The sequence below is a fragment of the Pseudohongiella acticola genome, from assembly GCF_001758195.1.
GTDB lineage: Bacteria > Pseudomonadota > Gammaproteobacteria > Pseudomonadales > Pseudohongiellaceae > Pseudohongiella > Pseudohongiella acticola.
The window spans coordinates 459,711-486,036 of record NZ_MASR01000001.1 but is presented as its reverse complement, the minus strand read 5'-3'; the positions used below and the strand labels follow the sequence as shown (position 1 = coordinate 486,036).

General features: G+C 54.7%; 20 protein-coding genes. 9 read left to right on the top strand and 11 right to left on the bottom strand.

Translation table 11 applies throughout. The annotated features are described in order from the left end of the window. Nucleotide 1: 1 nt before the first annotated feature. Nucleotides 2-952, bottom strand: a complete 951-nt coding sequence (gene corA / locus PHACT_RS02175) for a magnesium/cobalt transporter CorA (protein WP_070115707.1) — start codon at nucleotides 950-952, stop codon at nucleotides 2-4. Nucleotides 953-1,045: 93 nt separating this feature from the next. Beyond that, a complete protein-coding gene (gene ilvD / locus PHACT_RS02170) occupies nucleotides 1,046-2,725 on the bottom strand; it encodes a dihydroxy-acid dehydratase (RefSeq protein ID WP_070115706.1) in 1,680 nt (559 codons plus the stop codon). 224 nt (nucleotides 2,726-2,949) lie between these two features. Between ilvD and PHACT_RS02165 the strand changes: the two genes are divergently transcribed. From PHACT_RS02165 to PHACT_RS02155, 3 genes are read left to right on the top strand one after another with little or no spacing between them, the layout of a single operon-like run. After that, nucleotides 2,950-4,776: an outer membrane protein assembly factor BamB family protein gene (locus PHACT_RS02165; RefSeq protein ID WP_083264272.1), complete on the top strand. Its 1,827-nt coding sequence runs from the start codon at nucleotides 2,950-2,952 to the stop codon at nucleotides 4,774-4,776. A 28-nt stretch (nucleotides 4,777-4,804) separates the two neighbouring features. Next, nucleotides 4,805-6,964 carry a PQQ-dependent dehydrogenase, methanol/ethanol family gene (locus tag PHACT_RS02160; RefSeq protein ID WP_070115705.1) on the top strand — a complete coding sequence of 720 codons (2,160 nt, stop codon included), beginning with the start codon at nucleotides 4,805-4,807 and terminating at the stop codon, nucleotides 6,962-6,964. Next, nucleotides 6,961-7,458 carry a methylated-DNA--[protein]-cysteine S-methyltransferase gene (locus PHACT_RS02155; RefSeq protein ID WP_070115704.1) on the top strand — a complete coding sequence of 166 codons (498 nt, stop codon included), beginning with the start codon at nucleotides 6,961-6,963 and terminating at the stop codon, nucleotides 7,456-7,458. The genes PHACT_RS02160 and PHACT_RS02155 overlap by 4 nt, the downstream gene beginning before the upstream one ends. A 15-nt stretch (nucleotides 7,459-7,473) precedes the next feature. Here the strand turns inward: PHACT_RS02155 and PHACT_RS02150 are convergent, their stop codons facing one another. Further along, nucleotides 7,474-8,439 carry a GGDEF domain-containing protein gene (locus PHACT_RS02150; protein WP_070115703.1) on the bottom strand — a complete coding sequence of 322 codons (966 nt, stop codon included), beginning with the start codon at nucleotides 8,437-8,439 and terminating at the stop codon, nucleotides 7,474-7,476. Further along, a complete protein-coding gene (locus PHACT_RS02145) occupies nucleotides 8,433-9,527 on the bottom strand; it encodes a response regulator (RefSeq protein WP_083264271.1) in 1,095 nt (364 codons plus the stop codon). The genes PHACT_RS02150 and PHACT_RS02145 overlap by 7 nt, the downstream gene beginning before the upstream one ends. A 314-nt stretch (nucleotides 9,528-9,841) precedes the next feature. On the opposite strand from PHACT_RS02145, the gene PHACT_RS02140 reads away from it, so the two are divergent. Both PHACT_RS02140 and PHACT_RS02135 read left to right on the top strand, forming a co-directional pair. Beyond that, a complete protein-coding gene (locus PHACT_RS02140; protein ID WP_070115702.1) occupies nucleotides 9,842-11,242 on the top strand; it encodes an MATE family efflux transporter in 1,401 nt (466 codons plus the stop codon). 42 nt (nucleotides 11,243-11,284) lie between these two features. Further along, nucleotides 11,285-12,256: an XdhC family protein gene (locus tag PHACT_RS02135; protein ID WP_083264270.1), complete on the top strand. Its 972-nt coding sequence runs from the start codon at nucleotides 11,285-11,287 to the stop codon at nucleotides 12,254-12,256. 91 nt (nucleotides 12,257-12,347) lie between these two features. Here the strand turns inward: PHACT_RS02135 and PHACT_RS02130 are convergent, their stop codons facing one another. The 3 genes from PHACT_RS02130 to PHACT_RS02120 form a co-directional block, all read right to left on the bottom strand. Continuing rightward, on the bottom strand, nucleotides 12,348-12,971 hold the full coding sequence (locus PHACT_RS02130; RefSeq protein WP_070115701.1) for an inorganic pyrophosphatase: 624 nt from the start codon (nucleotides 12,969-12,971) through the stop codon (nucleotides 12,348-12,350). A gap of 152 nt (nucleotides 12,972-13,123) precedes the next feature. Then, nucleotides 13,124-14,563: an amidase gene (locus tag PHACT_RS02125; RefSeq protein ID WP_083264269.1), complete on the bottom strand. Its 1,440-nt coding sequence runs from the start codon at nucleotides 14,561-14,563 to the stop codon at nucleotides 13,124-13,126. Next, complete coding sequence (locus tag PHACT_RS02120) at nucleotides 14,560-15,657, bottom strand: CaiB/BaiF CoA transferase family protein (protein WP_070115700.1); 1,098 nt, start codon at nucleotides 15,655-15,657, stop codon at nucleotides 14,560-14,562. The genes PHACT_RS02125 and PHACT_RS02120 overlap by 4 nt, the downstream gene beginning before the upstream one ends. 100 nt (nucleotides 15,658-15,757) lie before the next feature. Here PHACT_RS02120 and PHACT_RS02115 point away from each other — a divergent pair, with 100 nt between their 5' ends. Together PHACT_RS02115 and PHACT_RS02110 are read left to right on the top strand one after the other, a co-directional pair. Further along, nucleotides 15,758-16,528: an SDR family NAD(P)-dependent oxidoreductase gene (locus PHACT_RS02115; RefSeq protein WP_070118091.1), complete on the top strand. Its 771-nt coding sequence runs from the start codon at nucleotides 15,758-15,760 to the stop codon at nucleotides 16,526-16,528. An 11-nt stretch (nucleotides 16,529-16,539) separates the two neighbouring features. Further along, nucleotides 16,540-17,703 (top strand): acyl-CoA dehydrogenase family protein, encoded by a 1,164-nt coding sequence (locus PHACT_RS02110; protein WP_070115699.1) that lies wholly within the window; start codon nucleotides 16,540-16,542, stop codon nucleotides 17,701-17,703. Here the strand turns inward: PHACT_RS02110 and PHACT_RS02105 are convergent, their stop codons facing one another. From PHACT_RS02105 to PHACT_RS02095, 3 genes are all read right to left on the bottom strand, one after another. Next, nucleotides 17,704-18,897 (bottom strand): GGDEF domain-containing protein, encoded by a 1,194-nt coding sequence (locus PHACT_RS02105; RefSeq protein ID WP_070115698.1) that lies wholly within the window; start codon nucleotides 18,895-18,897, stop codon nucleotides 17,704-17,706. Nucleotides 18,898-18,977: 80 nt separating this feature from the next. Further along, the gene (locus PHACT_RS02100; protein ID WP_070115697.1) at nucleotides 18,978-20,090 is read right to left on the bottom strand and encodes a PilT/PilU family type 4a pilus ATPase; all 1,113 of its coding nucleotides are present in this window, start codon (nucleotides 20,088-20,090) and stop codon (nucleotides 18,978-18,980) included. A gap of 42 nt (nucleotides 20,091-20,132) precedes the next feature. Then, entirely contained in the window at nucleotides 20,133-21,146 is a 1,014-nt protein-coding gene (locus PHACT_RS02095; protein WP_070115696.1) for an aspartate carbamoyltransferase, read from the bottom strand. Nucleotides 21,147-21,279: 133 nt separating this feature from the next. Between PHACT_RS02095 and sbcB the strand changes: the two genes are divergently transcribed. Further along, nucleotides 21,280-22,761, top strand: a complete 1,482-nt coding sequence (gene sbcB, locus PHACT_RS02090) for an exodeoxyribonuclease I (protein ID WP_245730752.1) — start codon at nucleotides 21,280-21,282, stop codon at nucleotides 22,759-22,761. 161 nt (nucleotides 22,762-22,922) lie between these two features. After that, on the top strand, nucleotides 22,923-24,089 hold the full coding sequence (locus PHACT_RS02085; RefSeq protein WP_070115695.1) for a 1-acyl-sn-glycerol-3-phosphate acyltransferase: 1,167 nt from the start codon (nucleotides 22,923-22,925) through the stop codon (nucleotides 24,087-24,089). Between the two features lie 12 nt (nucleotides 24,090-24,101). Here PHACT_RS02085 and PHACT_RS02080 read toward each other — a convergent pair whose 3' ends face one another. Further along, entirely contained in the window at nucleotides 24,102-26,189 is a 2,088-nt protein-coding gene (locus PHACT_RS02080) for a DUF349 domain-containing protein (RefSeq protein ID WP_070115694.1), read from the bottom strand. Nucleotides 26,190-26,326 lie beyond the last annotated feature (137 nt).

Genomic DNA, 26,326 nt, shown 5'->3' with positions numbered 1-26,326 from the left:
GTTACAGCCAGCCCTTCACTTTGAAGAAGACATAAGGCGCAACGCCTGACATGAACATCAGTCCCAGCGCCCATGGGTAGCCCAGTTGCCAGCCGAGTTCCGGCATGGTGTTAAAGTTCATGCCGTAAATACTGGCAATCACAGTGGGCGGTAAAAACACCACCGCAGCAATCGAAAAAATCTTGATGATTTTATTTTGCTGAATGCTGATAAAACCCTGAGCCGCATCCATCAGGAAGTTGATTTTGTCGAAAACAAAGCTGTTGTGCGGCAACAGCGAATCGATATCGCGCAGCAGTTCACGCGCGGTTTCAGCGTGGTCGGCAGACATTTTGCCACGACGCAGCAGAAAGCTCAGTGCGCGCTGCGTATCCATCAGACACAGGCGAACCTTGCCGTTAGTGTCTTCCTGGCGTGCCAGTTCATCAAGAGCGTCTTCAATTGGACTGTCGTTGTCTTCCAGTACCTGATTGCTGGTATTTTCCAGTTGGGTATACACTTCTTCCAGCGTGTCAGCAAGGTCATCAATCTTGATCTCGAACAGCGACAGTACAATGGTGACCGGATCTTCGACCAGGCCATGTAAGCGACGGGCGCGCATTCGCATCAACCGGAAAGCCGGGATTTCGCGTTCACGCAGGGTGATGAGCTGGTTGTCAGTGAGTGTAAACGCGACACTGCTGTTGCGGTGCCGCTCATCCACTTTATGCAGAAAAAGTGAGTGGACGTGCAGGCCAGTTTCGTCCTGATAGGAGCGCGCGCTGGCCTCAATCTCTTCAACGTCCTCAGTTTCCGGTAGCGGCTGACTGTAGAGACTTTCCACCAGTTGCCGCTCATCAGCGTCAGGGTTGACCAGGTCGAGCCACATGGCGGACGCCAATGCTTCGTTGGTGATCTCGCCCTGGGTGGAAACCAGGTACTTCTGGTCATCAAGTTGATAACGAATCAGCATACAAAGCCCTGCCTGTATTGTCTGTCCTGATGTGACCAGAACGTGTGTTTACATTGTCTGCTGCTGCACATCGCAGGCGCAATAAGCCGGTCTCTAGCTATCGCTGTCGGTGACAGCACCTTCAGATGCGGATGCTACCGTTCTGGCGTATTTTGCCAGCACGCCGCGAGTGTAGCGGGGCGCCGGTTGTTGCCATTTCGCCAGTCGGTCAGCGATATCAGCGTCATCAAGATGCAGCATGACCTGCTGGCGTTCAGCATCAATGGTGATTTCGTCACCGTTTTCAATGATGGCAATCGGACCCCCGTCAAATGCTTCAGGTGTCACGTGACCCACAACAAAACCGTGACTGCCGCCGGAGAACCGGCCATCGGTGATCAGTGCCACGTCCTTGCCCAGGCCCCGGCCCATGATGGCGGATGTCGGGCTAAGCATTTCACGCATGCCTGGTCCGCCTTTCGGGCCTTCGTATCGAATCACAATGACATCGCCAGCAACAACAGTGCCATCGAGAATGCCTTTCATGGATTCTTCTTCGGAATGAAATACCCGAGCCTTACCGGTGAATCGCAGGCCTTCTTTGCCGGTAATTTTGGCGACTGCGCCCTGTGGTGCGACGTTGCCACGCATGATGACGAGGTGGCTGTCCGCTTTGATGGGGTCATCGAAGCCGCGAATGATTTCCTGGCCTTCAGGGTAGGGGGCCACGTCTGCCAGGTTTTCTGCCAGCGTCTTACCGGTCACCGTCAGGCAGGAGCCATCCAGCATGCCGGCATCCAGCATCATTTTCATCAGTGGCTGTATGCCGCCAATCTTGATCAGCTCCGACATCAGAAAGCGCCCGCTGGGGCGCAGATCCGCCAGCATGGGTGTGGTCTTGCCCAGGCGGGTAAAGTCATCCAGGGTAATCTTGATATTGATGGTGTGCGCCATGGCGATGAGGTGAAGTACCGCATTGGTGGATCCACCCAAGGCAATAACAACCTTGATGGCGTTCTCGAAAGCAGCCCGGGTCATGATATCTGACGGTTTAATGTCATTCTGGATCAGGTTCATGATGGCATCGCCAGCGCGCACGCAATCGTCTTCTTTTTCCTGCGAAATTGCGTCCTGAGCCGAACTGTTGGGTAGGCTCATGCCCAGTGCTTCAATGGCTGAGGCCATCGTGTTGGCTGTGTACATGCCGCCGCATGAGCCAGGGCCGGGAATGGCGGTTTCTTCAATGTTTTTTAATTCAATATCAGACACAGTGCCGGCGGCGTGACCGCCAACAGCTTCAAACACGGATACGATGTCGGTGTGATTTTTACCGGGCTGAATGGTGCCGCCGTAGATAAAAATGGAGGGGCGGTTCAGTCGAGCCAGGCCCATCAGGCAGCCGGGCATGTTCTTGTCACAGCCACCAATGGCGATGATGCCATCGTGGCCCATGCAGCCAGATACCGCTTCGATCGAATCAGCGATGATTTCACGCGACACCAGAGAGTATTTCATACCTTCTGTGCCCATGGAGATACCGTCGGAAATGGTGATGGTATTGTAAATGACGCCCTTGCCCTGCGCTGCATCCACGCCCCGGTTGACGTCCTCTGCCAGTTTGTTGATATGCATGTTGCACGGGGTCACCATGCTCCAGGTCGAGGCTATGCCTATTTGTGGTTTTTTAAAATCAGCATCGGAGAAACCGACCGCATGCAACATGGCCCGGCTGGCTGCGTGTTCGACGCCATCAACAACCTGGCTGGAGTATTTTCGGGTTTTTTTATCACTCATGACAATGTCCGTAATGCTATGTTGGGCGGGAACTTTATTTTCGCGAACTATACACCAAAGCGGCATGTCACGGCCAGTACAGGCTAGCGTCTTGTCTACGCAGGTGGTGTTCTGACGCATAGGCGGTTCGTTTTGAGTAACGATTCGGTTAACATCGGTCTTCTTGTTTTTTGAGCCAAGATTCCCTGGCTGTTCCTTGCAACACAGTAGAGGTTTTTAACACGATGAAAAAGTTAACAAGCATGCTGGTCGGGCTGGCAATCGGCAGTTCGGCGGGTCTGGCGCTGGCAGCGGAAAATCTGGATGGCGCCAGTCTGTATGATCAATATTGTGCAAGCTGCCATGCCGACCCTCAGGATGTGCGTACACCCAATCGTGAGGCCCTGGCCGCATATACCGCAAACAGCCTTCATAGCGCATTAACGGACGGCATCATGCAGGCTCAGGCCGCAGCGCTGACCAGTACACAAAAAATAGCGCTGGCAGAGTATCTGACTGGCGATCGTATGCAGGCTGATGCGGTGGCAGGGCTGCAACGCTGCACGCAGGCAATGCCGCCTCTTGATCTGGCGCTGGACAGCAACTGGAACGGTTGGGGCAATGGCCTGAGTAACGAGCGCTACCAGTCGGCTGAGGGCACTGCGATCAATGCCAGCAATATTGATCAACTGGAACTGGCCTGGGTGATGGGGCTGGAGAACTCCACTGCCGCGCGTGCTCAACCCACCGTGATCAACAATACCGTGTTCATGGGCAGTCCATCGGGCAGTGTCTACGCCATGGACATCGCGTCTGGCTGCGCTTACTGGAATATTGCGGTGCCAGGCGAGGTTCGGGCTGCGGTGACGGTAGCTTATTCACAAGAGCTGGATCGATACCTCGCGGTAATCGCGGAAAACACGAATCATATTTACGTGGTGGATGCCAATACGGGTGAGAATTTGTGGGATGTACAAGTCGATGACAACCCTTTTGCTCGCAGTACTGGCTCGCCAGTCGTTCACAAGGGCAAGGTGTTTGTCCCTGTATCCTCCATTGAAGTTGCTGCGGCCGGGCGCCCGGATCACCATTGCTGCACCTTCCGGGGCAATATGGCAGCGTTTGATCTGAATACCGGTGCCAGGCTCTGGCATACCTATATTATGGATGAGCCCACGCAGGTCGGCGTCAACAGTGCCGGCAATCCGGTCTATGCGCCCTCCGGTGCACCTATCTGGCAGGCCCCCAGTATCGACCCCGAGCGCAACCTGGTTTACGCCGGATCCGGTCAGAACTACAGTCGGCCAGCCAGCACCACCAGTGATTCGGTGATTGCTTTTGATATGGATAGCGGTGAGATGAAGTGGGTTTACCAGACCACTGGCCAGGATCAGTTTGTTATGGGTTGCCGGCCTGATGGCGCGCACCCCAATTGCCCGGATCCGGGTCCGGACCTGGATATCGGCGCTCCCATTGTGACAACGACACTGTCGAACGGGCAGGACATTGTTGTTGCCGGCACCAAGGGTGCCGAGGTGTACGGGCTTGATCCTGCTGCCGATGGCGAGGTGCTCTGGCGTACTCGCGTTGGTCGTGGCGGCGCGTTGGGCGGCGTACATTGGGGCATGTCCTTTCATGGCGATGTCGTCTACGTGCCGGTCTCTGATCGCAGCGGCATCACTGATGAGGGCGAGCCCCGCCAACCAGGTCTGCACGCTATCGACATGAAAACCGGTGATGTGCTCTGGTATGCACCCGTGCCTGAGCGTTGCGCCGGCGAGCGTGGCTGCATGGATGCTTACTCCGCACCCATCACAGTAACGGATGATCTGGTCCTTGCTGGCTCACTCAGTGGTTACCTGTTTGCACATGACCCCGAGACCGGAGCACTGCTCTGGGAGTACAATACGGTGCAGAGCTACGACACTATTAATGGTGTTGAAGCCAGCGGTGGTTCATTGGACGCCACCGGCCCTGTGGTTTCGGGTAATTACATGATCGTTAATACCGGGTATGCAACGTTTGGTCAGATGCCGGGCAACGCGATTCTGGTATTCAAGTTGAACAATTAAAAACTGACGTAGATTCAGGGGACACAAGATGAAGATTAGCAAACACCTCCCAATGCTGGCGGCCGCGGCGCTGTTGGCCGCATGTGGACCAGCAGAGCAGTCGGATACGGCTGTCAGTGCGCCGGCAGCTGCTGCGCCGACTGCGATGCCGCAATACAGTGCGTCAGTCACCACTGAACGGCTGGTGGCAGCCGATGCGGAGCCCGGGCAGTGGATGTCTACTGGTCGCAATTACTGGGAGCAACGTTTCAGTCCTCTGGATCAGATCAATCAGGATACTGTTGACCAGCTCGGCCTGGCCTGGTCGGCAGACCTGGATACCAGTCGCGGTCAGGAAGCGACACCCATTGTCGTGGATGGTGCAATCTACATCACGACTGCCTGGAGCATGGTGAAAGCATTTGATGCCGAAGATGGCAGCCTGTTGTGGGAATTCGACCCGGAAGTGGACCGGGCGCGTGGCGTCGATGCCTGTTGTGATGTGGTCAATCGGGGCGTGGCCGCGTGGGACGGTAAAATCTTTTTTGGCGCGCTTGATGGCCGGCTGATTGCGCTGGACGCCAGCACTGGCGAGCAATTGTGGAGTGTAGTAACTACCGATCAGTCGCAACCCTATACCATCACGGGTGCTCCGCGCATCGTAGATGGCAAGGTCATTATAGGCAATGGCGGCGGTGAATACGGCGTGCGTGGTTATATTACTGCCTACGATGCTGATACGGGTGAAGAGCATTGGCGTTTTTATACAGTACCGGGCAATCCCGAAAATGGATTTGAGCAACCTGAGCTGGAAATGGCGGCGGAAACCTGGACCGGTGAATGGTGGGCCATGGGTGGCGGTGGCACGGTCTGGGACTCCATGGCCTATGACCCGGAATCCAACCTGATGTATATCGGTGTTGGTAATGGTTCGCCCTGGAATCAGACGCTGCGAAGCCCGGGCGGCGGTGACAACCTGTTCTTGACTTCGATTGTTGCCATCAATCCCGATGATGGCAGCTACGTCTGGCACTATCAGACCACGCCGGGTGAAACCTGGGACTACACGGCAACGCAGCAGATTATTGTGGCTGACCTGAACATCGGTGGCGAAGATCGTCGAGTGGTCATGCAGGCGCCCAAGAACGGATTTTTCTACGTACTGGACGCGTTGACCGGTCGTCTGTTGTCAGCGGAAAACTTTGTCCCTGTGAGCTGGGCCACCCATATCGATCTGGAGACCGGTCGTCCGGTGGAAATACCCGAGGCGCGTTATGACGTGACCAAACAGCCGATTATTGTGCAGCCGGGCGCGCTGGGCGGACACAACTGGTATCCCATGTCATTCAGCCAGAACACCAATCTGGTGTACCTGCCGGCGACCGAAAACTACATGGGATACCATGCTCAGGAGTCTTTTGAAAGATCCGATCGTGGCTGGAATACCGGAACCGATCTGGCCGAAGGTGCGCGACTGGTAGCGGCTGCAGGTGATGCAGCGCCCGAACGTAAAGCCTATCTGTTGGCCTGGGACCCGATTGCTCAGCAGGAAGTCTGGCGTCAACCGCAGTTGTCACCCACGGCAGCAGCCGGTGTGATGTCAACGGCAGGTGGGCTGGTGTTCCAGGGTAACGCGGCTGGTGAATTTGTTGCTTATCGGGACAGCGATGGTGAGCGTCTGTGGAGTGGCATTACCCAGTCCCATACGGTAGCGGCTCCGGTCAGCTACAGTATCGATGGCCAGCAATATGTTGCGGTGTTGACAGGGTCGCGTGCACTGCCGCAGGTCGGGCCAGGTGCCATCGGCTCCACGACGCGTGAATCCAGTAATAATTCGCGACTGCTGGTATACACACTGGGTGGCGATCACGCATTGCCAACGGAAGTTGCAGTGGCCGAGGACCGTGAACTGAACCCGCCGCCGCTGCTGGCCAACAATGAAATGCTGGCCCATGGCGAGCAGGTATACGGCCAGTACTGCAGTGTCTGTCATGGTAACAATGCCGCCAGCGATGGTGCTGGCGTATTCCCTGATCTGCGATATACAGATCGCCTGCATGATATTGAAGACTGGAATTCGGTTGTACTGGGTGGCGAACTTGCCTCTGGGGGCATGGTGTCCTTCTCCGAACAACTGGAAGAGTCTGATGCAGAGGCGGTTCTGCAGTATGTGATCGCGCGTGCAAACGCTTTGCTTGAATCTCAGTGAGCGAAACGTTTTACAGTTACTATGAATCACCCGTTGGCAAGCTGTTGCTGGCGGGTGACGATAGTGCACTGACGCTGATCAGTTTCCCTACCGGTAAAGCGGCAAGACAACCGGCTCCCGACTGGCTGCGTCGCAATGAACTGTTTTTGCCAGTGAAACGGCAATTGGCGTCATATTTTGCTGGCGAGCTGACAGAGTTTGATCTGGTTTTAAGACCCATCGGTACCGATTTTCAATGCCAGGTCTGGCAGGCGTTGCGCAAGATACCTTACGCCGAAACCAGAAGTTATGGTGATATCGCTGCGTTGGTTGGAAAACCGGAAGCAAGTCGTGCGGTGGGTTCGGCCAATGGACAGAATCCGCTGCCGATTGTCATTCCCTGCCACCGGGTGATTGGCAGCAAGGGTGATCTGACAGGGTTCGGTGGTGGACTGGCCTGCAAAAAGCACTTGCTGGCTCTGGAGCAGGCGCATACGCCATTCAGTCTGCAGTGAGGTTTCGTTACGGCACTACTCGGGCACCTTAGTGCAATTGCGACCATCTTCCTTGGCCCTGTATAAGGCTTTATCGCTAACCTCAAGCCAATTTTGATGATCTTTCAATGAGTCGGAATATTCTGCAACGCCGATACTGACCGTAACCTGCAGGGTTGTAGAATCCCATTCCACCGTTGCCGCTGCAATAGTTTCACGTAGTCTTTCTGCTACCAGCATAGCCTGACTCTGGGTTGTTTCCGGCAATACCAGGCCAAACTCTTCGCCACCGTAACGGCCTGAGATGTCGGTTGAGCGCTGCGTCTCTTTGATGGCTCTGGCAACAGCTCGCAAGACCTCATCACCAGCGGTATGGCCATGCGTGTCATTAAATGTTTTGAAATGATCAATATCAAACAGAATCAGTGCTGATGGCCTTTTACTGCGCTGGCAGCGTTTGAATTCCTGCTCAAGGCACTCTTCCCAATAACCCCGGTTGTACAGTCCGGTCAATTTGTCAGTTCGACTGATTTTTTGCAGAGTTTTGTTGGCCGATTCCAGGTCCTGCTTGCGCGTTGCAATCTCAGTCACATCATAGACCAGCAGGCAGACACTGTTTATGGCTCCGTTGAGACCCGTCAGTGGTATCAGGGTAATGTTCTGGTACATCATCGCTGAGCGTCCCGTTAATGGGCGAGTGCTCTTGAAATTGAACAGGCGAGGGTGTTCCTCCCAGGTGCAAAAAGCACGGCTTTGCAGGCTGAAGGCGGAGTCGATTTTTCGTCTGAGCCAGGTTTTGGGCAAATCCGGAAACAGATCGAACAGATTCTTTCCCCTGGCGTCACTGATGGCAATGCCACTGTGATTCTCCATAAAGCTGTTCCACATCTGCACATTATAATCTGCATCCAGCAGCACCAGGCCGTTGTCCAGCGTTTGCAGCAGCTGCATGACCTGGTGCAGGCTGTCCATATCATTGCCAGTGGTTGTAGGGCTCAGCATGAAGTATCCGCTCCTGAATCCTGCATCAACATGTCAACTCTGGACTTGAGTGCCGGTATTGAATCCTCGGTTAATAACAGCAGCAGGTGACAATCCATGTCTGGCGTCGACAGGTTGTAAGAAATATTGATTGCAAGCACGTTCTGTTCGTTAGCCTCGCAATCGAGTAGCACTGAGCATTCCTGACCATGGCCGAGCACTGCCGGATAGCTGTGATTGAATTCGATGTCGAGCTGGTGGCTGATACCTTTGAGGCAGGAACCCACCAGTAACTCCGACAGGTCCGTCAGAATGCCGGTTTCCGAGTTGCTGCCTTCGGGCATATCAAGCGACACCAATGACTCCAGATCGGCAAAGCCGTCGGCACGCATCATCACGACGGCTTCACCGGCAACGCCGTTGCCGCTAAAGCCATGAGAGACAGCGCTCATGGCGGAGCCGTCATCATAGGGAAGGTGTTGTGTGATTTTATTATAGGGTCCGGTAAATACATCGGGCACCGGCAACTGAATAAATGTACCCAACAGTTCGCTGAGTCGATTACCGGCCTGACCCATGGCAATGTTCACAACCTCGCGCAGGGCTGGCTGAAAATCGGGGCTGGGCAGGTCTAAATCTCGCGATTCGGGTGCTGTGTCAGGATCGCAGCTGGCAAGCGATAAAATGCCATAGCGTTTCAGCACGTCAGAGATCTGTTCCGGGGCAACCGGTTTCTTCAGAAAATCCAGCGCGCCAGCGGCCATGACCCGGTTGCGGGCTTCTGCCTGAATATCGCCGGAGACTACCAGTACCATGGTCGGCAGATCGTCTTGCCGTATCCGCTCCAGTACCTCATAACCATTCATCACAGGCATATTCAGATCGAGGAACAATACATCGCCCTTGCCTTGCAGTATGGCATCTATCGCCTGCTTGCCATCTTCGGCAAAGCTGACCTCTATATCCCAGCCTGCCGGCAGGGATCGAGCCATCTGGCGTCTTGCCAGACCGGAGTCGTCACAAATCAGTACCGCTAAAGTCACGCGTATTGCTTCCAGATTGCTCAGTGTATTCAGGCTGCATTGTAACACATTGTGACAATTAAACATGCAGACAAAGCATAATTTGCAGATTATACTGCCTTGCCCGTTTGATGCTACCGAGCATCCCACTGCAGGAGCGCAGGTCCATGAAGTTACTAACCTCAGGCTTTCCCAAAGCCGCTTGAGACATCGTCGAAGGTTGACGACATAAGTCTCTTTTCCAGTTCCATCACTGGCCCTGAGTATTTTGATCGGGTGCCTTTTAATTATTCAGTTTAGTTTACCGGTCGCACAGTCAGCTCTATTGCGTTGACGAACTGCGCTCTGATGTTTTGGGTAGTCATTGTTGTGCCTGCCGACCGGTTACCGGGGTTAGTCATATGTTAAGAAAAATAAGATCGGGCCTGAGCCTGTTTAAACAGGCGCTGGTGGGCAGCGCTACTATCAATTACACCGAGGGATCGATTGCGCGGGCGACATTCCTGTTGTCAGTGCCCATGATTCTGGAAATGGCCATGGAGTCGGTGTTCGCCATCGTGGACATCTTTTTTGTGGCCGGACTGGGGGCGGAGGCCGTGGCCACGGTGGGCCTGACTGAAGCGGTGATTTCGCTGCTGTACGCCATTGCCATTGGTTTGAGCATGGCAGCAACAGCGCTGGTCGCCCGACGCATTGGTGAAAACAACCCACAGGCTGCCGCTGTCGTCGCCGGGCAGGCGCTCTGGGTGGGCGTTGCGGTGTCTGTGCTGGTGGGTACTGTCGGTTTTTTTTACGCCGGAAAAATTCTTAGCCTGATGGGGGCAGACGCTGCTGTGTTGGCGACTGGGGAAACCTATACCCGAATCATGTTTTCGGGTTCGTTCACCATTGTGTTTCTGTTTCTGAATAATGCCATCTTCCGGGGTGCCGGTGATGCCAGTATTGCCATGCGCGCGCTGATACTGGCGAATGGCATCAATATCGTGCTGGACCCGGTATTGATCTATGGCTGGGGGCCGTTTCCTGAGATGGGTTTGACCGGGGCCGCGGTGGCTACCAACATCGGTCGCGGCATCGGTGTTGCATACCAGCTTTATTACCTCTGTTCGCATAATCGCCGTATCAGACTGGCGCTATCTGATCTTGTTATGCGTCTGACCATTGTGGCTCAGCTTCTACGCATTTCGGTCGGTGGCATTGCCCAGTTTCTGATTGCGACGGCAAGCTGGGTGTTTCTGATGCGTCTGGTATCCAATTTTGGCAACGAAGCAGTCGCCGGTTACACCATCGCCATTCGCGTCATCATTTTTGTGATCCTGCCTTCCTGGGGCTTGAGCAACGCGGTAGCCACGCTGGTCGGGCAGAACCTGGGTGCGGCCAAGCCTGAGCGGGCAGAGCGTACCGTCTGGCAGGTCGTTCGCTACAACGTCAGTTATATGTTGCTGGTCGCTCTGGTTCTGATTTTTTTCCCGATCTGGGTGATGGGTTTTTTCAGCGAGAACCCTGATGTGGTCGCCAATGGCATTCAAAGCCTGCGCATACTCAGTTACGGCTTTGTTTTCCTGGCGCTTGGCTCGGTGGTGACACAGGCCTTTAATGGCGCCGGCGATACCATGACACCTACCTGGATAAATGCATTCAGTTTCTGGCTGGTGCAGATACCGCTGGCCTGGACACTGGCCATGGCAGCCGGATGGGGTGCCGAGGGTGTATACTGGTCCATCTTTATCGGGGACCTGACCATGGGCATCATCGGCACCTACCTGTTTATGCGGGGAGGATGGAAGCGACGATCCTTATGATCGACATACTGGTACCCGCAGCTATAACGTAGAAGGATAACAATGCAAAGTAGTCAGCATCATATTATCACCAGTGTGTCAGCGTGGCTGACTCAGGATAAACCGGTGTGGTTGTGCACGATTTTAAAGACCTGGGGGTCGTCGCCGCGCCCGGTCGGCGCCATGATGGCCTGCACTCTGGCTGGCGAGATGGTGGGCTCGATCTCCGGCGGATGCATTGAAGAGGATTTTATTGCGCAATTACGCGATGGCAGTCTCAAGCAGCGGTACCAGAACGAAGGCAGGCCCTTTATCGTGCAATATGGCGTATCTGCGGAAGAACAGGCCAGGCTGCGACTACCCTGCGGCGGACAATTGCATGTACTGGTGGAATTTATTGCACCGGAGCCGGAGATGCGGGACGTGTTCTCGGCCTTGGGAGCAGCGTTGAATGATCACCAACGTATCAGCCGGCATGTTGATCTGCTGACCGGAACTGTCAGCACACGTGAGGTTTCCTCTGACGAGGCAGTGACACTTGATGACAGGGAAATGCTGCACAGTCTGAGTCCGCGTTACCGGTTATTGCTGCTGGGCGCGGGAGATGTAGCGCGCTATGTGGCAGAGCTGGCCTTGATCATGGATTATGAAGTCACGCTGTGTGACCCGCGACCATCGTATCTGGATAATTGGCAGGTTGACGGCGTGCATTTGACGGCGGATCTGCCTGACGATGTCGTGCGAGATCAATTCAGCAATCCTTACAGCGGTATTGTCGCACTGGCACATGATCCGCGCGTCGATGACATGGCTTTGATGGAAGCCTTAAAAACCAGTGCGTTTTACATAGGCGCGATGGGATCTGAACGCACGTCGGCCAATCGTCGTTTACGTTTGCCTGAACTGGGATTGAGTGCAGATGAAATTGCCCGTCTGCATGCGCCCATCGGGATGGCAATTGGCAGTAAAACACCCGCGGAAATTGCGATCTCCATCATGGCCGAACTGACCGCGGTCCGGCATTCACACGCTTAGTTTCGAGTCAGCATTGTCGCACAAATAGAAACGGCGCAGAGTCCCGGTAACACCGAACCCTGCGCCGTTCTGGTTTTCGTCAGTAGCTTAATCAGTCTTCCAGCAGGTGACCGTAGTCTTCGTCATAGTCGGCCATGGACGCCGCCAGTACCGTCTGTGCGTGATCAAAACCATAGGCTGGACCAATGGAGACCTTGTTGGTTTTGCCGGGCACCATTTTATAGGTATTGAAATAGTGGGCAATCCGCTCCACCAGAATCGGTGGCAGCTCGGAAATGTCGTTCATGTGCCCGTACGCCGGATCATCCTGAACAATGGCAATGATCTTGTCATCGGCTTCGCCACCATCGTTCATGGGCAGGCCGCCCACGACTTTGGCCTTGATCAGAATTTCGGTGCGATCAATAGGGCGCTCGCTGATCACGCAGATGTCCAGCGGGTCACCGTCACCGCACTCAGTGCCCGGCATCAGGTCGCGAACACGGTTGCCACAGTAGGTGCGCGGAATGAAACCGTACAGCGTGGGCTGCTGCGCTGAGGTGCGTTGCGGACGGTCAATGCACAGGTAACCCGTGTCTTTGTCGATCTCATACTTCATCTGATCAAATGGGCTGATTTCGATGTAGGCGTTAACCACGCGAGGCAGATCGGGGCCTACTTCCAGGCCGTGCCAGGGATGCGGACGCCAGCGAGAGAACGAGGGGGTCTGTTTCATGAGTATTGGGATCCTGTTGACGGTTCGTACTGTTGGAGAATGCTGCGATGCTAAAAGCGGCGCATTATAACAACAGCCTGTGCTGATGTGTAGGCGCGAAAGCCGATCTGGCGCTGTATTGCAGCGTCGGCTTTGTCACACATGCAGGGCGATCATGCAGCGATCGGCACGATGCCGGGTAATAGCTGATTTGCCAGTTGTAGCAGGACATGGTCCTGACCCCAGGCGGCGCTGAACATGACCCCGATAGGCAAGCCACTGGCATTCTGGTGCAGGGGTAAGGAAATGCTGGGCTGCCCGGTTCCATTGTACAACGCTGTAAACGGGCTGTAGGCAGCGTAACGGCGTGCGTATTCGCGTATGTCGCCTGCGTTCATGTCCAGCCATCCCAGTTCCGCCGGTGGCAACGCTAACACCGGAGACAAAACCAGATCATGATGTTTGTGGAATTCAGCCATCTCGCGCTCTGCCTGTTTCACCGTATCCAGTGCCGTCAGGTAGCTTGCTGCCGTGGTATTGATACCGTGACTGGCCATGCGCCGGGTGGATTCTGCCAGTTCTGCGTTGTCTATTGTTGTGTCTCGTGCCTCCAGGCCGGCACTGATAATCTGGCCGATATGTACGTTGATCAGCGTCGACATGGCTTTGCTGACGCTGGCGTAATTTACCGGCGGCGCTGCGTCTACCAACTCATGCCCCGCGCTTTCACACTGACTTGCGGCAAGATCAACCGCATGCTGGCAATCCGCGTGCACATCCAGTCCGCCCGGGTGCTGTCGCTGCACTGCAATCCTGAGTCGCGGCAGGTCGTGGTTGCAGGTCTGAAAATAGGATTCGCCGTAGGCAGGGAGCGGAAACAGTCCCGGTTGCTGCAAGCGAAGCAGATCAAGAAACGCGGCACTGTCACGTACCGAGCGGCTTAACACATGACCAACGCTCATGCCGCTCCAGGCGCTGCCAAAATCCGGTTCAACCACACTGAGCCCGCGGCTGGGTTTTAATCCCACCAGTCCGCAACACGCGGCAGGTATACGAATAGAACCGCCACCATCGCTGCCATCCGCTACCGGTACAATACCGGCTGCCACGGCTGCTGCGGCGCCGCCACTGGAACCACCGCTGCTGTGGTTCAGGTTGTGCGGGTTACGGCTGCTACCAAACAGAGAGAACTCTGTGCTGATGGTCAGGCACAACTCCGGCGTGTTGGTGCTGCCAAAGGCAACAAGTCCAGCTTCGCGATAGCGTTGAACGATGGCGCTGTCCTGGCTGGCAATATGGTCCCTGTACAGGGCAGTGCTGCGAGTATGCGGCCAACCCGCAACCGCATTGACTTCTTTGATCAGGAACGGCACGCCGGCAAGCTGACCAGCGACCTTTGAGGAATCATCCGCAGATGCGGACTGATCCAGTTTTTGTGCGCGCTCACGGGCGCTATCCCTGTCCTGATGCACGATGGCGTTCAGCTGCGGGTTGAGCCTGTCGGTTTGAAGCAGGGCGCATTCGAGTAATTCACCGGCGCTGACCTCGCCAGACTGGCGCAAGTCTGCCATGGCGACAGCATCAAGCTGAGTATATTCGTCAATCGTCATCATGATGTGGTGTCCTTGATCCAGTCCTTCAGAATGGCGTCGCGATGTTCGTCAGCGGCTGCGGGCGCGTTACCGATGGCGCCAGGCGTTCTGCTGAAACGGGGCGCAGGAGCTGCCTGGTTAATGCCGTTGTGGCTGACAAAGGTCTGTCGCGCCATGTTATGTGGATGCATGGCAGCTTCTTTTGTATCCAGCACCGGCGCAAAGCAGGCGTCGCTGCCTTCCAGCAGATCACACCACTGGTCTCGTGTCCGGGTCTTGAAAAGCTCGCTTAGCCGGTTTTTTAGAGTCGGCCATTGGGCTGTGTTCATCTGTGCGGAAAAGTCGGCATCGTTAATGTCACACAGTTGCAGCAGGCTGGCATAGAATTGCGGCTCGATAGGGCCAATGCTGATAAATTTGCCATCGGCGCATACATAGCAATTATAAAAATGTGCGCCGCCATCCAGCATGTTGGTGCCGGGTTCATCCCGCCACATCCCTTCCGCCTGCAGACCGTGGAACAGACTCATCAGACTGGCAGATCCGTCGGTCATGGCGGCATCAACGACCTGGCCCTGACCTGAGCGGGATGCTTCCAGCAGGGCAGCAAGCACACCGGACGCCAGCAGCATGGCGCCGCCGCCGTAGTCGCCGATCAGATTGAGCGGCGGAGAGGGTGGCTGACCATCGCGCGACATTGCATGCAGAGCGCCGGTCAGGGCAATGTAGTTGATATCGTGACCGGCTGCCTGCGCCAGGGGTCCGGTCTGTCCCCAGCCCGTCATGCGGCCGTATACCAGACGCGGATTGTGTTGCAGGCAGCGATCGGGACCCAGCCCGAGGCGTTCCATGACACCCGGCCGGAAACCTTCCAGCAGCGCATCGGCTGCCGAGATCAGGCTCAATGCGATGTCGATGTCACCCGGTTGTTTAAGATCCAGCGCTATCGAGCGCCGGCCCCGGTTCACCGGGTTGCCCTGATGTGCAACGGGGCTGCCCCGACGATCAATGCGGACGACGTCCGCTCCCATGTCCGACAGCATCATGCCGCAGAACGGAACCGGTCCGATCGCCGCCATTTCGATAATTTTAAAACCTTGCAGTGGTCCGCTCATGTTTAATGAATTCGTTCATTTTGTTATTGATTTTAGGCCCGTGATCTTCCATTCTTGCCAACTTATTGATGACAAACAGACCGGTGCACGAGGTTTTACCATGCAATTAAAAGAAAAAACAGCCTTTATCACGGGAGCCGCCTCAGGTCTTGGCCTGGCAGCGGCACAGCGTTTCATCGCCGAAGGGGCCAATGTCATGTTGTTTGACCTGGATGCTGACCGGGCGCAGGCGGTTGCTTCAGAACTGGGGAGCCGGGCAAGCTGGTCAGCCGGCGATGTCAGCGACGAATCACAGGTAGAGGCCGCCGTGCAAAAGACACTGGCTACCTTCGGCAGCCTGCATGTCAATGTAAACAGTGCCGGGATCGGCGCAGCGGCAAAAACTGTCGGCCGCGATGGCCCTATGCCGCAGTCACAGTTTGAGCGTGTCATCCGGGTAAATCTGCTGGGCACCTTTAATGTCTTGCGCCTATGCGCCGCCGCCATGCAAAAGAACGACGCGCAAACCGACGACAGCGAGCGCGGTGTCATCATCAACGTGGCGTCTGTCGCTGCCTATGACGGGCAGATGGGACAGGCTGCCTATAGCGCCTCCAAGGGCGGTATTGCTGCCATGACCCTGCCCATAGCCAGAGATCTGGCTCGCGATGGCATTCGTGTCATGACAGTGGCGCCGGGTATATTTGCGACACCGTTGATGCAGGCGTCACCGCAACCAGTCAAAGACGCATTGGTGGACATGATTCAGTTCCCCAAACGCATGGGACTGCCTGAAGAGTTTGCTGATCTTGCGTGCCATATTGTCAGCAGTTCGTACCTGAACGGTGAAGTCATCAGGCTGGATGCAGCCATTCGTATGGCTGCGCGCTAGGAGATTTGTTGATGAGCAATTATGAGCACACGCCACCCTGGATGAATGAAGAACTGAATATCATGCGCTCGCACATTGCGCGCTTTTTTGAACGCGAATTTGTGCCTCACGTAAAACGCTGGGATGAGCAGGGCATGGTCGACAGAGAGGCCTGGTTGAAAGCAGGCGAGGCCGGTATTCTTTGCGCCTCCATACCCGTGGAGTACGGCGGAGGCGGCGGTGACTTTCGGCACGAAATGGTCATCGAAGAGGAAATGGCACGTGCTGGTGTAACCGGTATAGGCAATTCCGTGCATTCAGGCATCGTTGCACACTACGTGCTTAACTACGGATCCGAAGAGCAGAAGCAGCGCTGGTTACCGAAAATGGCGAGTGGTGAACTGGTTGGCGCCATTGCCATGACCGAACCCGGCACTGGCTCGGATCTACAGGCGGTATCAACAACCGCGATCAAATCGCAGGGCGGCTACTTCATCAATGGTCAGAAAACATTTCTGACCAATGGGCAGCTGGCCAATCTTATTTGTGTGGTGGTGAAGACAGATGCCGATGCCGGTAGCAAGGGCATATCTCTGTTGATGCTGGAAACCGAGTCAGACGCAGCCAAAGCCAGTTTTAAGCGCGGGCGCAATCTGGAAAAAATCGGGTTGAAGGCGCAGGACACGTCGGAAGCATTTTTTGATAACGTATTTGTACCGGAAGGCAACCTGTTGGGAGAATCGGAAGGTCTGGGTTTTGTCCAGTTAATGGAGCAGTTGCCACAGGAACGCCTGATTATTGCGGTCAGCGCCTGTGTTGCCATGGAAAGGGCGCTGGACTACACCCGTGAGTACGTCAAAGAACGCAAGGCGTTTGGTAAACGTATTGCTGATTTCCAGAACACACAGTTTAAATTGGCGGAGCGTCTGACCGAAGCAAAAATTGCGCGCGTGTTTGTCGATGACTGTGCCATGAAATTGCTGGAAGGCAAGCTGGATGCGTCGACGGCAGCCATGGCCAAGTGGTGGACAACACAGAAGCAATGCGAAATAGTTGATGAGTGTCTGCAGTTCTTTGGTGGTTACGGATACATGATGGAGTACCCGATTGCGAAGATGTACATTGATGCCCGCATTCAGAAAATATACGGTGGCAGCAACGAGATCATGAAGCTGCTGATTGCACGCGATCTCTGATCAGGCTGCGGCCGCTTCCATGACCCGATCACGCCCGTCACGCTTGCCCTCGTAAAGGGCTTCATCTGCGCGGCGAATCAGGTCGCTGATGTTCTCGTCCTTGTCGCAGACTTCGGTTATGGCAAAGGTTGCGGTAATGTGGATGGTTTTGCCATCTTTGATGACGGCAGCTGAACGAAGTGCCTTGCGCATGCGCTCGGCAACTTCTATCCCTTGCTGAAGGCTGGCTTCCGGCAGAATCAGGATAAATTCTTCGCCGCCAAATCGACCCAGAATATCGCAGCTGCGCAGCGGCTCCTGTAAAGTTTCGGCAACGGTCCTGAGCACCTGATCGCCAAACTCATGCCCATGCTCATCGTTGATACGTTTGAAGTGATCCAGATCAATCATGCCCATTGCCAGCCTGGTGCCATGGCGACGATGTCTTTCAAGTTCACGACGGAACAATAACTCATACTGGCGACGATTACTGAGGCCGGTTAACGGGTCAGTCAACGCCTGGCGCTGTAATTCCACTTCCAGGGTTTTGCGGCGGGTCATTTCCTCTTCCAGCTCTAGATTTGTATTCTCAGCCAGTCGCAATGCTCTGAAGGCTTTGCGGTTACCGGTATTGATCCGGTGTGCGGCGGCGTAACCTATCGACACCGGCCAGGCCAGAACAATGGTAACGAGAATGAGCTGGGACAATGTTGCTCCCGCGATAATACTGTTAAAAATGACCATGGCGAACCCGATCAGAGCAACCAGATTGGTCAGACCCAGTCGATTGGGTACAAATACATAAACACTGAGTAGCATCATCATCATGATCGCCAGACCCATTGCGCCCGTGTCAGGCATAATATAGGGGTAGGCGAAAAACAACGGATAGCCCGCGATGGCGACAATCGTGACCGGCCAGCCCCAGGTGGCCCAGTGCGGTTTCAGAGGCAATACAAACGCCAGGCACAAGAGCAGGCAGACATGAGCCATTCTCAATCCAGACAATATATAAAAACCAGGGCTGTTGCCTAGCTGCAGCCAATCCGCCCAGGCAAATACAGTCAATAACAAAGCCCACAGTTTGAGCGCCCGAGCCAGAAACTGGGCAACATCGGCTTCAACATGCAGGTGGTATGCACGTTCCATCGCCGGGTCGACAAACTCGGCGCGCCAGCGCGAAATTGCGAAATTGTTGATTTTTGTATCGACCATTTCGGGATTATAGCCGAATATCCGGCATAATCACACTAAGCCGGGGTGCAATCTGATCGGCGTGTGCGGTAATTGCGCAATCAGTCTTTGGGGCGTAATGACAGACCGGACTCAGTGTCCTGTGCTGTCGTCGACCCTTGTGTCAACTGGGCTTTCAGGCGCAGGTTGTTTTTCGAGTCAGCGTTCTTGAGTGCATCATCGAGCGTGATACGTCCGGTCTGGTAGAGTTCCAGCAGCGCGCCATCGAATGTGGACATACCTTGATCGGCAGATTTCTCCATGGTTTCACGGATTTCATCTATTTTGCCCTGTTTGATGAGATCGCAGACTCGGGGTGTGCCCAGTAGGATTTCGAAGGCGGCGGCGCGTTTGCCATCGGATGACGGTATCAGGCGTTGTGAAACCAGTCCGCGCAGATTCAGTGACAGATCCATAAACAATTGTTTATGTCGTTCTTCAGGGAAAAAATTGATAATGCGGTCCAAGGCCTGGTTGGCGTTATTGGCATGCAGTGTGGAAACACACAGGTGACCGGTTTCGGCAAATGCCAGGGCATGCTCCATGGTTTCACGGCTGCGAATTTCCCCAATCAGAATGACATCAGGTGCCTGACGCAGCGTGTTTTTCAGGGCCGCCTCATAACTTGTTGTGTCCAGGCCAACTTCGCGCTGGCTGACAATGGATTTTTTATGAGGGTGTATAAACTCAATCGGGTCTTCGATGGTAATGATATGACCGTCGGAGGTCTGATTACGGTAGTCAATCAGCGCCGCCAACGAGGTGGACTTGCCTGAACCCGTAGCGCCGACAAACAGCACCAGCCCACGTTTCTCCGCCATCAATTGTTTCAGGGTATCAGGTAGCCCGAGTGTTTCGGGCTGAGGGATCTCGGTTTTGACATGCCTGATCACCATGGCCAGTTGACCACGCTGGCGGTAAATATTGACACGAAAGCGGCCGATGCCAGGCTCGCTGATGGCCAGATTGAGCTCTGGTTCGAGGTCAAAGTGCTTACGCTGGTCAGTAGACATAAGAGAGAACGCCGCCGACTCTACGTCTCGGTTACTCATGACATGGTCATCAAGCGCCTTTAATTGCCCGAACATCTTGATCATCGGTGCCGCATCGGCGGTGAGGAAAAGATCAGAGCCTTCCAGCGTCACCATGGCGTTTAACATATCCTTGAGTTGCATTTTCCGGCTCCTGCTTGTTGTGCTGCGATAATTGGACCGTGTTCAGAAACGACGTTCTGTATACCAGTTAACTTCGCGTGATGATTTGTCGACCTGTTCGCACACATCCAGTGTCAGGGCGAACAATGCCATACGCACCAGCACACCGTTGTCAGTCTGACGGAAAATCGCCAGACTAGGGTGCTGGTTAAGGTCATTGTCGAGCTCGTTGGCCTCTTCGCGTGAGTCGCGGGGCAACGGGTGCATGATAACGGTGTTGGGCTGGCAGTATTGCGTGTAGATAGACTGATTCAGGCGGAAGCGGCCCCGGTACAGATCAGCCTCAGGTTTGCTGGCAAAACGCTCTTCCTGTATCCGGGTCAGATAAACAATGTCATTGCTGATCAGACCCGATTCCATGTCTTCAGTTTCCACCACCTGATGACCACGGGTGCGCAGGTCTTCAACAATGGCTTCCGGCATGGCGAGTTCTCTGGGGGATATCAGAGTGAACTTTACCTTTGAGTACAGGCTGACAAGCCTGGAGAGCGAATGCACAGTGCGACCATGCTTCAGGTCACCGATCATGGCTATATGCATGCCGTCAATATTTTGCTGCCGCGACTTCAGTTCTTTTTTGATCGTGTATAGGTCCAGCAATGCCTGACTGGGATGTTCATTGGGTCCGTCGCCGGCATTGAGGACCGGCACCCGACTGGCCTTGGCAAACTCTGCCACTGACCCTGCCTGCGGGTGACGCATGACAATGATGTCGCTGTAACCACTCATGACCCGACCGGTGTCATACAGGGACTCGCCTTTTGTCAGCGAGCTGGCCTTGATGTCCGTGGTTTCGCGTACTTCGCCACCGAGCAGATTAAAGGCGCAGCCAAAGCTGACACGGGTGCGGGTGCTGGGCTCAAAAAACATATTGCCCATGATGGCGCCATCAAGCACCTTGGTCATGCGTTCCCGGTGGGCATAAGGTCTCATACTGTCGGCAACCTCAAAAATCCGCTCGACGTCGCTGCGTTCGAATTGAGATACGCTCAATACATGGGCTCCGGGAAAACGCATAAGGCTGATCCTTTGGTTGGGCTTTAACAGATGCTGCAGATAGTACACCATCTGGGCGGCAGTCGCCGACTGCCGAGGCAAATTTTGTCTGTGTTATAGTCATTGCCAAACGAGTGCAGGCGAAACTGATGTGATGGGTGACAACATGGCAAACGAGGGCAGGGCGGCAACTATTTACTGGCACGACTACGAAGCCTTTGGTGCAGATGCCAGGCGCGATCGGGCGTCCCAGTTCGCCGGTATCCGTACCGATATGGAGCTGAATGAAATCGATGCGCCGCTGGTGATTTATTGTCAGCCGTCCGTGGATATGCTGCCGCATCCCCAGGCCTGTCTGATCACCGGTATTACACCGCAGATTGCGCGTCAGCGCGGCCTGCCCGAAGCCGAGTTTATTCGTCAGATCCACGCGCAGTTTACGCAAGCAAAGACCTGTGTCGCTGGTTATAACAGCATTCGCTTTGATGATGAGTTGACACGGCAGTTGTTGTATCGGAATTTTTATGACGCCTACGAGCGAGAGTGGAAAAACGGCAATTCGCGCTGGGATATGATTGATGTCCTTCGGTTGTGTTACGCGTTGCGCCCGGACGGAATTGTCTGGCCGAAAAAAGAAGATGGCAGTGTGTCATTTCGACTGGAAGAACTCAGTGCTGCCAATGACATTGCCCATCAGGATGCCCACGATGCGCTGTCGGATGTTCGCGCAACCATTGCCATGGCGAAATTGGTAAAACTTCAGCAACCGCGTCTGTTTGACTATGCTTTCGGCTTGCGCAGCAAACACCGCGTTAATGAGTTGCTGGACGTGGCGGCACATACGCCGGTTTTGCATGTGTCGTCAATGTATCCGGCGCGGCTGGGTTGTCTGGCATTGACCATGCCACTGGCCGCGCATCCGGTTGATAGTAATGGTGTGCTGTTGTATGACCTCAGGGTTGATCCCGCGCCCTGGCTGCAAATGACGGCGCAACAGTTGCGTGAAAGTCTGTTTCGTCCCCGCGCGGAAATGGCAGACGATCAGCAGCGCCTGCCCGTCAAGGTGCTTCACAGCAATCGCAGCCCGATGATTGCATCTCCGGCCGCGCTGGAGGCGGAACGGGGGCAGCAGCTGCAGATTGACATGGAGCAGTCACGTGAGCACTGGCAGACGATTCAGGCGCATCCCGACTTTATCAAAAAAGTGGTTGAGGCATTCGCTGATCGGCCCGGGTTTGTCGCGCCTGTGGATCCGGATTTTATGTTGTACGCGGGCGGTTTTTTCAGCGCGTCCGACAAAAGGTTGATGGCAAAGGTGCGCGAAATGAGTGCGCAGCAACTGGCAGATGAGTCCGGGCAGTTGGCATCGCAGTTCAATGATGCGCGTCTGCCCGAAATGTTGTTTCGCTACCGGGCGCGAAATTTCCCGCCATCATTATCATCAACTGAGCAGCTTAGATGGCGGCAGTTCTGCCAGCAACGGTTGACCCGCAGCGCCGATATTCCGGGTGCCGGTCCCGACCTGGCAAGTTTTGATAACGCACTGGCTGACCTGGAGCAAACTTCTTCCGCTAAGGTTCAGTCGCCATTGTTGCAGGATCTGCAGCAATGGCGGGACGAGGTTTGCCAGCTTTGATGAAAATGGTTAGAATCGCGCGCATTTTATGCAGCTCGCTCGGACAGGTCATACCGACACGCCACTCGATCAGGCCATTCAGGCAGGTCAGTCATTCAGGCCATTTGCTCAACGCACTCGCTCAGGCGACTCTATTAATCCACCCAGGCGGTTAACTGAATATGGACCCATTCAAGGATATCAGACCATACCATGACGAAGAGATTCGCCCGGTTTTGGATGCGTTGTTGCAGGACCGCGATTTTATCCGCAGTATTGCCAGCTTCAGTCATCCACGCCTGTATCGTTGGCTACCGGGATTGCTGACTGAGTTGACCCGACGCCGGCTGGCGGCACAATTGAAAGACGTCAACAACGTCAAGTCCATGCAGGATGTCATTGCCGGTTACATGGATCAGATGATTGAGCGCACGACCTCGCGGCTGACCAATAGTGGTCTGGAGAATCTCAGCCACGACAGATCCTATTTGTTTGTCAGCAATCATCGCGACATTGCCATGGATCCGGCATTTGTTAATTACATGTTGTATCACGCTGGTTTCGACACGCTGTATATTGCCATCGGTGACAACCTGCTCAAACGACCGTTTGTCACCGACCTGATGCGGCTCAACAAAAGCTTTATTGTCAGGCGCTCGCTAAAAGGGCGTGATCTGCTGAAATCATCCAAACAGTTGTCGGAGTACATTCATCATTGCGTTGATATCAATCGTAATGTCTGGATTGCCCAGCGCGAGGGCAGAGCTAAAAATGGTATTGATCGAACCGATACCGCGCTGCTGAAGATGCTGGGTATGGCGCGCCGGCCGGAGTCACTGGGTGACGCACTCAATGCGCTGCATATAGTGCCGGTATCGATTTCCTATGAATTCGATCCCTGTGATGGGCTTAAAGGTGATGAACTGCATCAGAAACTGAGCACGGGCTCATATCAGAAAGATGAACAGAGTGACATTAACAGCATCGTCGCTGGGATGGTGGGATTTAAAGGGCATGTTCACGTCGCGTTTGGTGACGAGCTGTCGCTGGATGCTGCCATGAATGATGAAGCGATTGCAGCGCAGATAGACCATCAGATCATTAACAACTACCTGCTTCAGCAGACCAATCTGCTGGCATTGCAACAATTGCAGGAAACGTCTCCTGAGTTAGTGCCGGCGCTGACTGAGGAAGGTCGGCAGGCCTTGCTGAATCTGCGACCAGATCCGGCGACACTGGCAAAATTCAATGCTCGCCTGGCCGCCATGCCAGTCGGTGTACAGAATCAGGTGCGACTGATGTATGCCAATCCTGTGCTCAGCCGTTTTTCCGACAACAAACAGGAGTAGGCGTCAGTCCACTCAGATTTTCTGACGTATGTGCTGCAACCGGTTCTGCAAGGTGCTTCGCGTCAGCGGCAACAATGGTCCGAGGCACAGGAACTCCATCTCTGTTTGTTGCATCTGTTGCAGTTTGTCTTTCTGTGTCTGCGGCATTCGGCCCAGTCCACGTTGCAGTTGATTCAGTTGCTGCTGCATGCGGATCGCTTTATCAGCGGCGGGGGTGTCTACACCGCTCATGATTTCGGCGGCCACGCATAACTCACGCGCTCTGGTTTCCTGTTTGTCTACCATGGCGGGCCAGTCTGCTGGTTTGGTCAGGTGTTGTAGCAACTGCGTGAAGCGTTTTTTCATAGCCTTTTCAATATCCGCGCTGCTGATACGATCAAGCTCGGACCAGGCCGCTTCCAGTGCATCCGCCGTCACCTCTGGTACGTTATCCGCCAGCAGCGTCTCTTCGTGTGCCTGGCAAAGGTCTGCTTTGGCCTGAACCTGCTGCATCAGTTGCAGTTCTTTTTTGTCCGGGGTTGTGCGAAGTCTGGCTTCATACTTTCGGCTCAATTGATTGAACTGATCCTGCAGGCTCTTGCGTTCGGCTTTCATGTCCGGTGTCAGCGCCGCACGAAACGCCTGTACCAGCGCGTTGTACTGGCCACGCGACTGGCTGAAGTCTTCATCACTCAGGCTGAGCAGCGCGGCAATTTTTCTGAGCGTGTCGCGCGCTGCATTTGAGACCTGGCGTTGTTGCTGTTTTTGTTCCTTGCTGACGGCATCGCGGCGAGCAAACAGGGCATCGCAGGCTGCCCGAAAGTCAGTCCACAGTTTACGGTCATCTTTGAATGAGCCGGCGCCCAGGGCTTTCCAGTCCTGCTGCAGGGTTTTTGCCTGCTGAATGGCCGCGGCGAGGTCTTCCTGCTCCAGCAATGCCCGTGCCTGGTCAATCAATGCCTGTTTCTGTGCGTTGTGTGCCTGCAAGGCCTGACGTTTCTTCTGGCGCAGGTCGCTGAGCACTGTATTAAAACGCTTTTGCAAATTTTTGATTTTCGCCTGCGCGACAGGTGCATATTTTTTCCAGTCTTCGCGTGCCTGATTTTCCAGTTTGGAGACCTCGGCCAGGTTGACTGCTTCTGGATCCATGGTCCCGGCATAGGCTTCCAGCTGCTCGCAGATATTGTTACGGGCAATCAGATTGGCGGCCTGCTTTTCCTTGCGCTCTTTGAAGTAGACTTTGCAGGGTTCGAACGCGACTTTGGCAAGGTCACTGAAGCGTGTCCAGAGATCATCATTGTCGTCTGAATGTCCGAGCAGCTTCCATTCGTCCTGCAGGGCGCGAATGAGCTTTGCTTTCTGTGCCGGTGCCGTGTCATCAGTGGTCAGCGCCTGCATCTTGTCGATCAGTTCTTTTTTCTTTTCTGACGATGCAAATTTTTTCCAGTCCAGCAGCTTGTTCAATTCCAGTTTCAGAGGTGCAAGTTGTGCCTGCAGGCGTTCCTGCTCGTCGGGATTGAGACGCTTGATGGAATTCTGGCTTCGATCCCACAGACTTTGTGTTTCGCGTACACGTCCGTCGGCAATATAGGCGGTCATGGTGACGATGGATTGCTCGACTTCTTTACCAAGCTTTTCCTGCCACTGTTGATGTTCGTCAATCAGCGCCTGCAACTGTGCTGCGATGGCAACCAGCTCTTTATCGGTATTTGGGGTATGAGCATCCGCGGCAGGCGGCGTTTCGGTCACGGCCTGGGCAGAGTTTTCCGGAGTCGGCTCTGCGGATTCGTGGGCAGATTCGGCGCTGGTTTCGTCAGCCGGGGCCATGAGTCGTTGCAGGCGCTTCTGCAATGACAACAGGGTCGGTAAATCCTTATAGGACGTTACCGATGCAGCTTTCTGTAATTTTTCCTTCTCCGACAGTTTTGCCACCTCTGGTTTGGGCTCTGCAGTGTCGCCGGCAACAGGTTTTTCGGCATCAGTCGGGAGGTGAGACTCGCCTGAGGCTTCGACCTGCGGCTCTGCTACCTGGTCTGCGTCTGTCTGCTGGGGTTCTGATGCGGTCGGCGAAGCGCTCTGCGTCACGGTTTCGGTGGTTTCCGGTGTTGTCGACGATGTCATATGTCACTGCTCTCCCTACTCGGCCACGTATAATAGCAGACAGGTGCTATAATCACAGCAGAGGTTTTTTCGCCAGTCTCTGGTTTCAACGGTAATTATCTACTTTTAACTTGCGTTCAACCCACATTCAACTCACA

What these genes read in the sequence shown, in the direction of transcription:
- PHACT_RS02120 (WP_070115700.1), bottom strand. Translation starts at nt 15,657, where the DNA reads ATGAGCGGACCACTGCAAGGTTTTAAAATTATCGAAATGGCGGCGATC.
- PHACT_RS02100 (WP_070115697.1), bottom strand. Translation starts at nt 20,090, where the DNA reads ATGCAACTCAAGGATATGTTAAACGCCATGGTGACGCTGGAAGGCTCT.
- PHACT_RS02105 (WP_070115698.1), bottom strand. Translation starts at nt 18,897, where the DNA reads ATGGTCGATACAAAAATCAACAATTTCGCAATTTCGCGCTGGCGCGCC.
- PHACT_RS02080 (WP_070115694.1), bottom strand. Translation starts at nt 26,189, where the DNA reads ATGACATCGTCGACAACACCGGAAACCACCGAAACCGTGACGCAGAGC.
- PHACT_RS02095 (WP_070115696.1), bottom strand. Translation starts at nt 21,146, where the DNA reads ATGCGTTTTCCCGGAGCCCATGTATTGAGCGTATCTCAATTCGAACGC.
- PHACT_RS02130 (WP_070115701.1), bottom strand. Translation starts at nt 12,971, where the DNA reads ATGAAACAGACCCCCTCGTTCTCTCGCTGGCGTCCGCATCCCTGGCAC.
- sbcB (WP_245730752.1), top strand. Translation starts at nt 21,280, where the DNA reads ATGGGTGACAACATGGCAAACGAGGGCAGGGCGGCAACTATTTACTGG.
- PHACT_RS02165 (WP_083264272.1), top strand. Translation starts at nt 2,950, where the DNA reads ATGAAAAAGTTAACAAGCATGCTGGTCGGGCTGGCAATCGGCAGTTCG.
- PHACT_RS02140 (WP_070115702.1), top strand. Translation starts at nt 9,842, where the DNA reads ATGTTAAGAAAAATAAGATCGGGCCTGAGCCTGTTTAAACAGGCGCTG.
- corA (WP_070115707.1), bottom strand. Translation starts at nt 952, where the DNA reads ATGCTGATTCGTTATCAACTTGATGACCAGAAGTACCTGGTTTCCACC.
- PHACT_RS02125 (WP_083264269.1), bottom strand. Translation starts at nt 14,563, where the DNA reads ATGATGACGATTGACGAATATACTCAGCTTGATGCTGTCGCCATGGCA.
- PHACT_RS02150 (WP_070115703.1), bottom strand. Translation starts at nt 8,439, where the DNA reads ATGCTGAGCCCTACAACCACTGGCAATGATATGGACAGCCTGCACCAG.
- PHACT_RS02110 (WP_070115699.1), top strand. Translation starts at nt 16,540, where the DNA reads ATGAGCAATTATGAGCACACGCCACCCTGGATGAATGAAGAACTGAAT.
- PHACT_RS02085 (WP_070115695.1), top strand. Translation starts at nt 22,923, where the DNA reads ATGGACCCATTCAAGGATATCAGACCATACCATGACGAAGAGATTCGC.
- ilvD (WP_070115706.1), bottom strand. Translation starts at nt 2,725, where the DNA reads ATGAGTGATAAAAAAACCCGAAAATACTCCAGCCAGGTTGTTGATGGC.
- PHACT_RS02135 (WP_083264270.1), top strand. Translation starts at nt 11,285, where the DNA reads ATGCAAAGTAGTCAGCATCATATTATCACCAGTGTGTCAGCGTGGCTG.
- PHACT_RS02160 (WP_070115705.1), top strand. Translation starts at nt 4,805, where the DNA reads ATGAAGATTAGCAAACACCTCCCAATGCTGGCGGCCGCGGCGCTGTTG.
- PHACT_RS02115 (WP_070118091.1), top strand. Translation starts at nt 15,758, where the DNA reads ATGCAATTAAAAGAAAAAACAGCCTTTATCACGGGAGCCGCCTCAGGT.
- PHACT_RS02145 (WP_083264271.1), bottom strand. Translation starts at nt 9,527, where the DNA reads ATGTTTAATTGTCACAATGTGTTACAATGCAGCCTGAATACACTGAGC.